Annotated in this window: 11 protein-coding genes; 9 read left to right on the top strand and 2 right to left on the bottom strand. The window is 44.7% G+C overall.

Translation table 11 applies throughout. The features are described from left to right. Nucleotides 1-7 precede the first annotated feature (7 nt). Nucleotides 8-499 carry a GNAT family N-acetyltransferase gene (locus AC4HAN_RS06815; protein WP_491091839.1) on the bottom strand — a complete coding sequence of 164 codons (492 nt, stop codon included), beginning with the start codon at nt 497-499 and terminating at the stop codon, nt 8-10. A 223-nt stretch (nt 500-722) separates the two neighbouring features. On the opposite strand from AC4HAN_RS06815, the gene AC4HAN_RS06810 reads away from it, so the two are divergent. The 8 genes from AC4HAN_RS06810 to dtd all read left to right on the top strand — a co-directional run bounded on the left by AC4HAN_RS06810 (nt 723) and on the right by dtd (nt 10392). Continuing rightward, nucleotides 723-1193, top strand: coding sequence for a DUF3013 family protein (locus AC4HAN_RS06810; RefSeq protein ID WP_491091838.1), 471 nt, complete (start codon nt 723-725; stop codon nt 1191-1193). 151 nt (nt 1194-1344) lie between these two features. Next, the gene (gene prmA, locus AC4HAN_RS06805) at nt 1345-2298 is read left to right on the top strand and encodes a 50S ribosomal protein L11 methyltransferase (protein ID WP_491091837.1); all 954 of its coding nucleotides are present in this window, start codon (nt 1345-1347) and stop codon (nt 2296-2298) included. Further along, entirely contained in the window at nt 2299-3042 is a 744-nt protein-coding gene (locus AC4HAN_RS06800) for a 16S rRNA (uracil(1498)-N(3))-methyltransferase (protein ID WP_491091836.1), read from the top strand. Between the two features lie 21 nt (nt 3043-3063). After that, on the top strand, nt 3064-4077 hold the full coding sequence (locus tag AC4HAN_RS06795) for a LacI family DNA-binding transcriptional regulator (protein WP_491091835.1): 1014 nt from the start codon (nt 3064-3066) through the stop codon (nt 4075-4077). A gap of 195 nt (nt 4078-4272) precedes the next feature. Further along, a complete protein-coding gene (locus AC4HAN_RS06790; protein ID WP_491091834.1) occupies nt 4273-6456 on the top strand; it encodes a PTS transporter subunit IIBC in 2184 nt (727 codons plus the stop codon). 175 nt (nt 6457-6631) lie between these two features. Continuing rightward, nucleotides 6632-7432 (top strand): endonuclease/exonuclease/phosphatase family protein, encoded by an 801-nt coding sequence (locus tag AC4HAN_RS06785; protein WP_491091947.1) that lies wholly within the window; start codon nt 6632-6634, stop codon nt 7430-7432. 164 nt (nt 7433-7596) lie between these two features. Then, nucleotides 7597-9819, top strand: a complete 2223-nt coding sequence (locus AC4HAN_RS06780; protein ID WP_491091833.1) for a RelA/SpoT family protein — start codon at nt 7597-7599, stop codon at nt 9817-9819. A gap of 123 nt (nt 9820-9942) precedes the next feature. Further along, a complete protein-coding gene (gene dtd, locus AC4HAN_RS06775; RefSeq protein ID WP_491091832.1) occupies nt 9943-10392 on the top strand; it encodes a D-aminoacyl-tRNA deacylase in 450 nt (149 codons plus the stop codon). A 198-nt stretch (nt 10393-10590) separates the two neighbouring features. Here dtd and treR read toward each other — a convergent pair whose 3' ends face one another. Next, nucleotides 10591-11346: a trehalose operon repressor gene (gene treR / locus AC4HAN_RS06770; RefSeq protein ID WP_491091831.1), complete on the bottom strand. Its 756-nt coding sequence runs from the start codon at nt 11344-11346 to the stop codon at nt 10591-10593. Nucleotides 11347-11525: 179 nt separating this feature from the next. On the opposite strand from treR, the gene treP reads away from it, so the two are divergent. Beyond that, nucleotides 11526-13493, top strand: a complete 1968-nt coding sequence (treP, locus tag AC4HAN_RS06765) for a PTS system trehalose-specific EIIBC component (protein WP_491091830.1) — start codon at nt 11526-11528, stop codon at nt 13491-13493. Nucleotides 13494-13511: the final 18 nt, after the last annotated feature.

The following is a 13511-nucleotide window of genomic DNA, read 5'->3' as shown; positions in this document are numbered from 1 at the left end:
TTAGCAGTTAAGCACTGAGGTATTTCTTTAGATCAAAGCTAAAGATCAGATCATCAACATACTGACCATTGAGAAAAAACTGCTGTTTTAAACGGGCTTCTAAGCAAAACCCCAGATTTTCATAAAAAGCAATAGCTTTGAGATTAGTGGACAGCACATGGATAAGGACTTTTCGGTAATCATTTTTGACGTCCTCTAAAAATTGCCGGACTAATTTTTTACCAATCCCCTTGCCGCGCTCTTTATCGGCAACGGCAATACCAAAGGTCACCACATGGCTGCCGCTGGGAAAAGGATAGAGCGGACCGTAATCAAGGACCGCCAGAATGCGGTCTTTTTCTTTAGCGACCAAAAAATGCCTGCCGTTTTCAAAACTGTTGACAATCTTGTCTTTGCTGGCAAGAGGCAAAGGAAAAGGGGTATTGTGGCTTGACCAAACCGCATTTTCCAGTGCAATGACCTGATCAAGTTCCGTTAATTCCATGGGTTTAATTATCATCAGAATGCCTCAGCTTTTTAGCACTATTGTAACACATTTTACTAAAAAATGATGAGGCTGCTTTCTGACAGTGTAAGCAGGCCTGGACTGCCCAGTTTGCAAACAGTTTTTCGGCAATGACTGGTAAACGGCGTTTTAAGTATTTGACTGGCTGAAAAGTTTCTTCCTAGAGCACTCATGAAAATGTTATAATGGAAGAAAACGATATTAAATGGAGAATCTGATGGCGACATACGGCTTTTTGTCAGTACTGGAAGAAGAATTAGAAAAGCATTTTGATTTTGACTTTGCTATGGATTGGCAAAAGAAAAACCATGCGGTAGAAGTCACTTTTATTTTGGAGGCGCAGAATCAAACGGGCGTTGAGACGGTTGATGATCGTGGAGAGACTTCAGATGAGGATATTTTCTTTGAGGACTATGTCCTCTTTTACAACCCTGAAAAATCACAGTTTGATGCTGGAGACTACTTAGCGGCGATTCCCTATGAGCCTAAAAAAGGCTTGTCGCGTGAATTTTTAGCCTACTTTGCTCAGTTTTTAAATACTGCTGCCACAGAAGGTCTGAGTGATTTGATGGATTTTCTGACAGATGAGATGGCAGAAGAATTTGCTGTTTCGTGGGATGCCGAGGCTTTTGAAAAAGGCAGAGCAGAGCTGAAAGAAACAGAGTTTTACCCTTATCCGAGGTATTAGACAAGGGAAAATAAAGGAAAGGAAAAGAGAGTGCTCGTCATTGAACACGAGCGGAAAAGCTAGTGAAAAAGATGCCGCGACTAGAAAATCAGGATTTTCTGTCTCGTCCCTATTTTCATACGCTTTTCTAATCGCTCTTAGTATCTGAAACATGAATAACTGGCAAGAATTAACGATCACAGTGAATCGTGAAGCAGAAGAAGCGGCGTCTAATATTTTGATAGAATCCGGCAGTCAAGGCGTTGCGATTGATGACAGCGCGGATTATCTTGGCGGGGTCGGTAAGTACGGCGAGCTTTTTCCGGAAGTTGAGCAGGTTGAAACCGTGGCAATTACCGCCTATTATCCTGAAACTGTCAATATGAAAGCCGTTAAAAAAGAAGTTCAAGAGCGTTTGGCAGAGCTTGCGGATTTTGGCTTAACGACAGGTCAAATAGAGCTTGAGACCCAGGAATTGGCTGAAGAAGACTGGGCGGAAAACTGGAAGAAATATTATGAGCCGGCTCGTATCACTCATGACTTGACCATTGTTCCCAGCTGGACCGACTATGAGGCGGCAAGCGGCGAAAAAATTATCCGCTTGGATCCCGGGATGGCTTTTGGTACGGGAACACACCCAACAACCAAGATGAGCCTCTTTGCACTGGAGCAGGTCTTGCGCGGCGGTGAGACAGTGCTTGATGTGGGAACGGGCTCAGGCGTACTTTCCATTGCCAGCTCTCTTCTTGGGGCCAAGGAAATTTTTGCCTATGATTTGGATGATGTTGCTGTGCGCGTGGCTCAGGAAAATATTGATCTCAACCAAGGAACAGACAATATCCATGTGGCAGCAGGCGATTTACTGCGGGGTGTCAAGACTCGGGCAGAGGTTATCGTGGCCAATATTTTAGCAGATATTCTAGTCAATCTGACCGATGATGCTTATCGTTTGCTGAAGGATGACGGCTATCTGATCATGTCCGGTATCATCAGCGAGAAATTGGACCTGGTGCTGGAAGCGGCTTACAGCGCAGGCTTTTTCCTTGAAACCCACATGACTCAAGGAGAATGGAATGCCTTGGTGCTGAAGAAAACAGATGATATTGCAGGGATAACGGGAGGCTAGATGCAACAGTATTTTGTAAAAGGACAAGCAATAAATCCTGTTACTATTACAGATAAAGAGACAGTCAAGCACATGTTTCAGGTTATGCGTTTGGCAGCAGGCGATGAGGTGGTTTTGGTTTTTGATGATGGCATCAAGCGCTTAGCTGTGGTCACAGACAGCGCGGCCCATCAGTTTGAACTTATTGAAGAACTGACCGACAATGCCGAAATGCCTGTGCAAGTGACCATCGCTTCCGGCTTTCCTAAGGCAGACAAGCTGGACCTGGTCACGCAAAAAGCGACAGAGCTTGGTGCTGGTGCTATCTGGGGCTTTCCGGCAGACTGGTCAGTGGTCAAATGGGATAAGAAGAAATTAGCTAAAAAAGAAGAAAAATTAGCGAAAATTGCTCTCGGTGCGGCTGAACAAAGCAAGCGCAACCGTGTGCCGGAGATCAGATTGTTTGATAAAAAGGCTGACTTTTTAGTCCGGCTGTCTGATTTTGATAACATTTTTATTGCCTATGAAGAATCGGCCAAAGAAGGCGAGCAATCAGTCTTGGCGCGTGAATTGGCAGACTTGAGTGCAGGGCAAAACGTTCTTTTTATCTTTGGCCCTGAAGGCGGTATTTCACCGGATGAAATCGAAGTTTTTGAAAAGAGCGGTGCTGTCAAAGTCGGACTCGGTCCTCGCATCATGCGAACAGAAACGGCTCCGCTTTACGCACTGAGTGCTGTGAGCTATGCTTTGGAATTGATGAACTAACAAAAACGAGAAGGAAGACCTATGGCAACAATAAAAGATGTAGCAAAGCTGGCTGGGGTATCAACATCGACAGCGTCCAGAGCTATGCATGACAGTTCCATGATCAGTCAGGCGACGAAAGAGCGTGTGCGCAAGGCCATGAAAGAGCTGAATTATTCTCCTAATTATTCAGCCCAAAATTTGGTTAAAAGGCGCTCCAATACTATCGGGGTTGTCTTGCCTGTTCGTGAAAGCCAGGAATCGCTGGGCAACAATCCGTTCTTCATGCAGATTATTCAAGGCATATCAGGAGTCTGCACAGATAACCACTACATGGTCAGCCTAGCAACAGGACGAACAGAAGAAGAGCTGATTGCCAATATCGAGACCCTGATTCGCAGCGGTAATATTGACAAGTTTATCTTTTTGTATTCAAAGGCCAATGACAAGGTTTTTCAGTTTGTCCAACAGGCGGAAGTATCCTGTGTGGTTGTGGGGGAATCTTACAATGCTGCTCAAAAAGGCATCCAATTTGTGGATAATGACAATACTTTGGCAGGCCGAGATGCTGCTCGGTTTCTTGTTGACAAAGGCTGGCATGAAATCGCTTATGCCTATACGGACATGGATGAACTGGTGCAGGCCAGCCGCTACATGGGCTATGCCAATGTTATGAAGGAAGAGGGATACAAGACTAAGCGGCTGCAGCTGTCAAGAATTGACGACAGCGCCAATCTTACTGTCTTAAAGGCTTTTTTTAAAAAGAATCCCCGTCTGGAAGCTTTTGTGGCCTGTGATGACATCATGGCCATCCGTCTGCAGCGGCTTTTTAAAAAGCTGGATCTTCCCAGTGATAACTTTGCCATGATCAGCTTTAACAACTCCATCGTCAGTGAACTGGCGACACCTGCCCTAACATCTGTCGATATCTTCCCTTATGAGCTGGGAAGTAAGGCGGCAGAGCTGATTCTGGGCAAGGCTGCAGGTGAAAATTCTTTGACCATTCCCCATCAGATTATTGAACGGGATTCGACTTGGCCAAATCGCAAAAAATAAGCAGTCCAAGTAATTTTTCAGTTAATAAATCATTGAACTAAGACGTCTGTTTAGCCCTGGGAAAATCGTGAGGGAAGCTAAGCAGACCTTCTTTTTGTTAATTTTTGAAAAAGGTCTTTACAAAAAAAGATTTCATGTTATAATAATAGTAGAAATTGCAAACGTTTGCGTAAAACGTTTGCACAGGAGGTAAAAATGAAAAATTATAAACAGCTTTTCACTTTTGAATTTTGGCAAAAGTTCGGAAAATGTTTAATGGTTGTTATTGCCGTTATGCCTGCTGCAGGTTTAATGGTTTCAATTGGCAATTCATTGGCTTTGATTGATCCGAAATCAACTGTTCTGGTGACGGTTGCCAATATCATTGCCCAAATCGGCTGGGGTGTTATCAATAACCTTCATATCTTGTTTGCGCTGGCTATCGGAGGCAGCTGGGCTAAAGAACGTGCCGGCGGTGCATTTGCTGCAGCGATCGCCTTTATCCTGATTAATCTTATCACAGGGAACTTCTACGGTGTTTCCTTAGATATGATCGCTGATAAATCCAGCTATGTTCACAATATCTTTGGCGGGAAAATGCATGTGTCCGACTACTTTATCAATGTTCTCGGCCAGCCAGCCTTGAACATGGGTGTTTTTGTTGGTATTATTTCCGGTTTTGTCGGGGCAACTGCCTATAATAAATACTATAATTTCCGTAAACTGCCCGATGTATTATCTTTCTTTAACGGCAAACGTTTTGTACCTTTCGTTGTCATTGTTCGCTCAACAATTGTAGCGCTTATCTTATCTGTTGTTTGGCCGGTTATTCAGTCCGGTATCAACGGCTTTGGTATGTGGATTGCATCTTCGCAAGATTCAGCACCATTTTTGGCTCCTTTCCTTTACGGTACTTTGGAGCGTCTCCTTTTGCCGTTTGGTTTGCACCACATGCTGACCATTCCAATGAACTATACATCACTTGGAGGCACTTATGTTATTTTGACAGGTGCCAGTAAGGGAGCTCAGGTATTTGGTCAGGATCCGCTCTGGCTGGCTTGGGTGACTGACCTGATTAACCTTAAGGGTGCCGGTCACATGGAACAATACCGTCATGTGCTTTCAACGGTGACTCCGGCTCGTTTCAAGGTGGGGCAAATGATTGGTGCCAGCGGTATTCTCATGGGTCTGACGCTTGCTATGTACCGCAATGTTGATCCGGATAAAAAAGAAAAATACAAAGGGATGTTCATTTCTGCTGCTGTAGCGGTCTTTCTTACCGGGGTGACAGAACCGCTTGAATACATGTTCATGTTTGCAGCACTGCCTCTTTACCTTGTCTATGCTGTGATGCAGGGGCTTGCTTTTGCAATGGCCGACGTGGTTCCTTTGCGGGTTCATTCGTTTGGCAATATCGAGCTTTTGACCAGAACACCGATGGCCGTCAAAGCAGGTCTGGCTATTGATTTAATCAACTTTGTCTGGGTATCGGTTGCCTTTGGCTGTGCCATGTACTTTATTGCCAATTTCATGATTAAGAAATTTAATCTTGCCACGTCAGGCCGCAACGGCAACTATGATGACAGTGATGAAGCAGCCGAAAGCAGCAGCAGTACAGCAGGAACTGCCAATGTTAATTCACAGATTGTCAAAATCATTAACCTTTTAGGCGGTAAAGAAAATATTGCTGATGTGGATGCCTGCATGACCCGCCTGCGGATTACGGTAGCAGATGTTGCTAAAGTGGGTGATGAAGCCAGCTGGAAGAAAGCCGGTGCCATGGGCTTGATTGTTAAAGGCAATGGGGTTCAGGCTGTCTATGGTCCTAAGGCCGATGTTTTGAAATCTGACATTCAAGATTTGCTGGATTCCGGTGCAGAAATTCCTAAAACCGATGTTTCAGCCCTGAAAGAAGAACCATCAAGAGAAGTAACCTTTAAAGGTGTTACAGAAGAAGTAGCGACAGTTGCTGACGGGGATGTTATGCCAATCACAGAAGTTCATGATCCGGTCTTTTCACAAAAGATGATGGGAGATGGCTTTGCAGTTGAACCGGAAAACGGCAATATCTATGCTCCTGTATCGGGCTTAGTTACCAGTGTCTTTCCAACAAAACACGCTCTGGGACTTTTAACGGATCAAGGCTTGGAAGTTCTCATTCATGTGGGCTTAGATACGGTTGCCTTAAACGGTGCGCCATTCTCAGCTAAGGTAAAAGACGGTCAGCGTGTCGAAGCCGGCGACTTGCTCTTGGTTGCTGATTTAGAAGCCATCAAATCTGCTGACCGGGAAACAACCGTTATTGTTGCCTTTACCAACACAGCAGAAGTCAAAGCTGTTACTCTAGAAAAAATAGGCCGCCAAACAGCCAAAACAGTGGTTGCCAAGGTAGAACTTTAAGTTTTGAAAGAGGAAGAGGGGCTAATGCTTACAGGCTCCTCTTGCCTCTTTCTATTTTTTATGGCTAACTAAAAATACAACAACAGCAAAGAGAGCAGTGCTGCTGTTTTCACCCTTTCTTATGTGACAAAGGAGAATTTCATTGAAATTATTAACCATCAATACCCACAGCTGGATGGAAGAAAATCCTCAAGAAAAATTAAATTATTTAGCGCAAGCCATTCTTAAAGAGCACTATGATGTTATCTGTCTGCAGGAAGTCAATCAGCTGATTGCTTCCGCACCGGCCAAAGCTTTGTTTAACTATTGTCAGGCACCCGGAACGCCCGCTGTTCATGAAGATAATTATGCTCTTGAGCTGGTTAGGCTGTTATCAGAACACGGGCAGCCCTACTATTGGTCTTGGGCTTATAACCATATTGGTTACGGGCGTTTTCAGGAAGGTGTTGCCATCTTGTCGAAGTGTCCGCTGCAAAGTGAAACGATTTTAGTATCAGAAACAGATGATGAAGCGGATTATCATACCAGACGGGCGCTTTTAGCTAGGACTGAATTTGAAAAAAAGAGCTTTGCTGTCGCAAGTGTTCATCTGTCTTGGTGGAATAGAGGCTTTGAAGAGGAATGGAATAAGCTGGAGCGTGCTTTGTCAGCCTTAGAGTGTCCGCTGCTGCTGATGGGAGACTTTAATAATCCGACGGCACAAGCCGGCTATCGCCTGATTTTAAACAGCAGCCTGCACCTTAAAGACAGCCATAAAACAGCAGAGGCTGTTTATGGTTCGGCGACTATTCAAAAGGAAATTGACGGCTGGCAGGGCAATCAGGAAGCCCTTAAAGTTGACCATGTTTTTTTGAGTCAGGAATGGCGCATTCAAAAATCAGAAGTCGTTTTTGATGGGACGAAATATCCTTACATCAGTGACCACTGCGGTCTGGCCTGTGAGGCCTATCTGAACGAGACGGATCGAGAAGAATAAGCTATTTTTTCTTGCATCTTAGCAAAAAAGAATAGCAGATGAAAAGCAGGCTTAAGAGCTGCTGTATCTAGAAAAGGAAGATTGTGCCTGAAACCGACAATCTTCTTTTTCTTTTGGTCTTAAAGTGTTAGAATAAGAATAAGATATTTGTAGAGAGGAACAATATGGCAAAAGATGCAAATTTAACAGGTCAAGAAGTTATTGAGATATGCTCTGCTTATATGAATGAGGCAGATATTGCTCTTGTTCAAAAAGCTTTAGACTACGCAGTAGAATGCCATAACGGCCAATTTCGTAAGTCAGGAGAGCCCTACATTATCCATCCGATTCAGGTTGCAGGGATTTTAGCGGACTTGCATTTGGACGCTATTACGGTTTCCTGCGGCTTTTTGCATGATGTCATTGAAGATACCGAAGCTACCTTAGAAAATTTGGAAAATAAATTTGGCAGCGATGTCAAAAATATTGTTGACGGTGTGACAAAGCTGGGCAAGGTAGAGTACAAATCCCACGAAGAGCAGCTGGCTGAGAACCATCGGAAAATGCTCATGGCCATGTCCAAAGATATCCGCGTTATTCTGGTTAAACTGGCTGACCGCCTGCACAATATGCGGACTTTAAGACATCTGCGCAAAGACAAGCAGGAGCGTATTTCCCGGGAAACGATGGAAATTTATGCTCCCTTGGCCCACCGCTTAGGGATCAGCCGCATCAAATGGGAACTGGAGGACTTGGCCTTTCGCTATCTGAATGAGGTTGAGTTTTACAAGATTTCTCATTTGATGAATGAAAAACGCCGTGAACGTGAAGCCCTGGTCAATGACATTGTCGATAAAATCAAAAAATATATGGAAGAGCAGGGGCTGCACGGGGAAATTTACGGCCGTCCTAAGCATATTTATTCGATCTATCGCAAGATGCGCGATAAGAAAAAGCGTTTTGATCAGATTTATGATCTGATTGCCATTCGCTGTGTTTTAGATACCCAAAGTGATGTCTATGCCATGCTGGGCTATATCCATGAACTTTGGCGGCCTATGCCCGGCCGCTTCAAAGACTATATTGCCAATCCCAAAGCTAACGGCTACCAGTCCATTCACACGACCGTTTATGGTCCTAAAGGGCCGATTGAAGTGCAGATTCGGACCCATGAAATGCATCAGGTTGCTGAATACGGGGTTGCAGCCCACTGGGCCTACAAAAAGGGCATCAAGGGCAAGGTTAACAGCCAAGAGTCGGCTCTCGGCATGAACTGGATCAAAGAACTGGTTGAACTGCAGGCTGCTTCTAACGGCAATGCTGTTGATTTTGTGGATTCTGTTAAAGAAGATATCTTTGCTGAGCGCATTTATGTCTTTACACCCAACGGTGCTGTTCAGGAATTGCCTAAGGATTCCGGCCCTATTGATTTTGCCTATGCCATTCACACCCAGGTCGGAGAAAAAGCGACCGGCGCTAAGGTTAACGGCCGCATGGTTCCTTTGACTGCTAAGCTCAAAACAGGTGATGTGGTAGAAATCATCACCAATTCCAATTCCTTTGGCCCCAGCCGCGATTGGATCAATATTGTCAAGACCAATAAGGCCCGCAATAAAATCCGCCAGTTCTTCAAAAATCAGGATAAGGAACTATCCATTACCAAGGGACGCGACCTGCTGATTGATTATTTCCAGGAACACGGCTATGTCGCCAATAAATACCTGGATAAAAAGCACCTTGAAGCTGTTTTGAGCCGCCTCAATTACCGCAATGAAGAGGCGCTGTATGCTGCGGTTGGTTTTGGTGAAATCTCGCCGGCCAATGTTTTCAATAAATTAACCGAAAAAGAACGCCGCGAAGAAGAGCGTGCCAGAGCCAAGGCAGAAGCTGAAGAGCTCATGAAGGGCGGCGAAATCAAGCACGACAGCAAAAAAGAAGTGCTGAAGGTTAAAAGCGAAGGCGGCGTTATCATTCAGGGGTCGTCTGATCTTCTCATGCGTATTGCCAAGTGCTGCAATCCTGTGCCGGGAGATCCGATTGAAGGCTATGTCACTAAAGGACGCGGGGTGGCTATCCACCGTGCGGACTGTCACAACATCAAAAGTCAGGAAGGCTATGAAGAGCGCTTGATTGAGGTCGAATGGGATGATGAGCATTCCACCAAGGAATACATGGCTGAGATTGATATTTACGGTCTCAACCGTTCAGGGCTGCTCAATGATGTCCTGCAGATTCTGTCCAATCAGACCAAAAATATTTCAACTGTCAATGCGCAGCCGACCAAGGATATGAAGTTTGCTAATATTCATGTAACCTTTGGCATTCCTAATTTAGCGCTTTTAACAGCTGTTGTGGATAAAATCAAGATTATTCCGGATGTTTATTCTGTTAAGCGAACCAATGGATAATTTGAGAACGTGCGCACCTGCTGCAAGGTGTCCTGTCACAGGTGTACTTGGCATACAGAAAAAATCAGCCTGTATCTGCAGGAGGCTGTTTGATATGAAAAACTATTGACAAAGGAGTTCACCGTGAGAATTGTGCTTCAGCGTGTTTTGAAAGCTGACGTAACCATCAATGGCCAAACAAAAGCTGCTATCGGCTCGGGGTTGCTGCTGCTGGTTGGAATTGGACCTGCTGATACTCAAAAAGATCTGGACTATGCTGTCCGAAAGATAGTTAATATGCGGATTTTTTCCGATGCAGACGGGAAGATGAATTTATCCGTCCAAGATGTTAAGGGCTCCATCCTTTCTGTTTCGCAGTTTACCCTTTTTGCTGATACGAAAAAAGGCAACCGGCCTGCATTTACCAAAGCCGCTCCGCCTGATCTGGCAAATGATTTTTATGAGCGTTTTAACAGGCAGCTGGCTCAGCATGTTCCGGTAGAAACGGGGGCATTCGGGGCTGATATGCAGGTATCCTTAGTAAATGACGGACCAGTGACTATTATCTTAGATACCAAAAAGGAATTGGAATAAGAAGAGCTGTCAGCTTGTCTTTATACTAGGCCAATTAAGGCAGATTACTATAAAAATCCGGCAAATGCATCGTTTTGCCGGATTTTTGTTTATAGACGAAGGGAAAATGATTGACCTGTTTATGATGAGATGCTAATGTCTGCAAAAATGAAAGCAAGAGCTGAGCCTTGAAAGTGCTGATAAAGCAGGCTCTCGCATTTACGGCAAAACGTCTGCAGGATAGATGGCTACATAGCTGTCTGTCACTTTTTTGCGTCTGGCAAAATCCACAAACTTGAATTTTTCAAGCTTATGCCGGCTTTCGGTAAACTGCAGCTGCCGCTCGTTGCTGAGATAAACCTTAGATTTGATTGAAACAACATGGCTTTCTGAGTCAATATCCAGTAAAATTTTATCTTTTTCAGTCAGCTGGTCAATCGTGATTTCTTTTTTGGCGTAGGCAATATCTAGTTTTAAGTCGTTTTCGAGATAGCTGTAAATAGAATATTCGGCAATTTCTCTGGTCATATGGGGGACCAAAGACTTATCCAGATAATCGGTGTCAAGGACAGAAGCCACACCATCCACCACGCGCTGTCTGGTGATACGCCAGAGAAGGCTGTGCGGGGCAAAACCGGTCAGCTTGGCCAATTTGTCATCAACGATCAGCTTATCAATAGCAATAACATTGGTTTTAGAATTCATATGGAGCTGCTGTACCAATTCCTGGTAGCTAGTCAGCTGAGAGACAGGAAAATCAATCTGCTCATGCTTGATGACTTGAGAGCCGCGTCCTTGCTGTGTCTTGATAAGGCCTGCTTTTGTCAGCTGCTGCAAAGCTTTTCTGACCGTGTCGCGGCTGCAGCTATAGTTTTGGCAGAGCTGCGTTTCCGTAGGCAGGAAGTCGCCAATCTGGTACTTTCCGTCAGCGATGGCTTTTTGCAGTTCTCGGAAAATCACTTCATATTTTTTCATAAACTTGTTTTTTCTCCTCACTTGTCTAAAAAAAGACATACAACTTCTCTTATTTTAGCAAAAATACCCCCTTTTTTCCACAAACAACTTGCCAACAAATTTGTTACCGTTTACAATAAAACCGTAAGCATATTTGTTTTATAATAATAAGGAGGTCTAGGGCGACCTAGAAAAAAGCTATGGGAAAATTTGAAAAAGATGCCCAGGTATTGCTGGATGCTATCGGCGGCAAAGAAAATGTTTCTGCTGTTACGCACTGTGCAACGCGCATGCGTTTCGTTTTAAATGACGACAAGAAAGCAGATGTCAAGGCGATCGAAGCAATTCCTGCTGTCAAAGGAACCTTTACCAATGCAGGGCAGTTCCAAGTCATTATCGGAAACGATGTACCGATTTTCTATAATGATTTTACGGCTGTTTCCGGTATTGAGGGTGTTTCTAAAGAAGCAGCAAAATCAGCAGCTAAAGGCAACCAAAATCCAATTCAGCGCGTGATGACCATGCTGGCTGAAATCTTTACGCCGATTATTCCGGCCATTATCGTTGGGGGTCTTATTTTAGGTTTCCGCAATATTCTGGAAGGTGTCGAGTTTGCCAATCTGGGAGGCAAGACAATTGTAGAAGTTTCTCAGTTCTGGAACGGTGTCAACTCATTCTTATGGCTGCCCGGTGAAGCCATTTTCCACTTCCTGCCTGTAGGAATTGTCTGGTCAGTCTCTCGTAAAATGGGAACCAGTCAAATTTTGGGAATCGTACTCGGTATCTGCTTGGTATCACCGCAGCTGCTCAATGCCTACAATGTTGCCAGCACATCACAGGCTGAAATCGCTAAAGATTGGGTCTGGGACTTTGGCTTCTTTACCGTTAACCGCATCGGTTATCAGGCTCAAGTCATTCCGGCACTTCTATCAGGATTATCACTGGCTTATCTTGAACGCTTCTGGCGCAAGGTCATTCCGGAAGTTGTGTCGATGATTTTTGTACCGTTCCTGTCTTTGATACCGGCTTTGATTTTGGCACACACCGTTCTTGGGCCAATCGGCTGGACCATTGGTAAGGGAATCTCATTTGTTGTGCTTGCTGGTTTGACAGGTCCTGTGAAATGGCTCTTTGGCGCAATCTTTGGAGCTCTGTATGCACCGCTGGTTATCACTGGTCTGCACCATATGACCAATGCTATTGACACGCAGCTGATCGCAGATACTGCCAGCAGGACAACAGGCCTTTGGCCCATGATTGCCCTGTCTAATATCGCACAAGGTTCCGGCGTATTTGCTTACTACTGGATGCATCGCCATGATGAGCGTGAAGCACAGATTGCTCTGCCGGCAACCATTTCGGCTTATCTGGGTGTAACAGAACCGGCCCTCTTTGGGGTCAACCTTAAATACGTTTACCCATTTGTAGCAGGAATGATTGGTTCAGGTATAGCTGGTCTGCTGTCAACAACCTTCAACGTTCAAGCCAATGCTATCGGTGTTGGAGGACTGCCAGGTTTCATGTCCATCAATGCCAAATATATGGTCCCTTTCTTTATCTGTATGGCAGTTGCCATTGCAGTACCATTTGCCTTGACTGTTTTCTTCAATAAAACCGGTATTTTGAACAAGACCGAAGAAGAAAGTCCGGCACCGCAGGCTGAAGCCGTGGCGAAGGCTAAACAAAGCTCAGAAATAGCTGTCGGAACAAAAATTGATATTAAAAGCCCATTAACCGGTTTGGTGAAACCTTTGTCTGAAGCGACAGATCCTGTCTTTGCTCAGGGAGTGATGGGACAAGGCGTCTTGATTGAACCAAGCGAAGGTCTGCTTGCGGCACCTGTTGACGGTGTGGTCTCTGTACTTTTCCCGACCCACCACGCTGTCGGTCTGGTTACTGACCAAGGGCTTGAGCTGCTCATGCATATTGGTATGGATACCGTTAACCTTGAAGGCAAAGGTTTTGAAACCTTTGTTGAGCAGGGAGACCGCGTTAAAACAGGTGATAAACTGATTGGTTTTGATATGGATGCCATTCAAAAAGCAGGTTATGTCACTGAAACACCGGTTATTGTAACAAACCAAAACGACTATCAGCCGGATGCTGTCGGAGCACTGCCGCATGATGTTCATCAGGGAGATGAACTGCTGACAGCAAGTAAAATTTAGAAAAATTTGATATAGTAG

The sequence above is a fragment of the Streptococcus sp. ELY_86 genome, from assembly GCF_058314495.1.
This window is presented reverse-complemented; position numbering and strand designations above follow the sequence as displayed.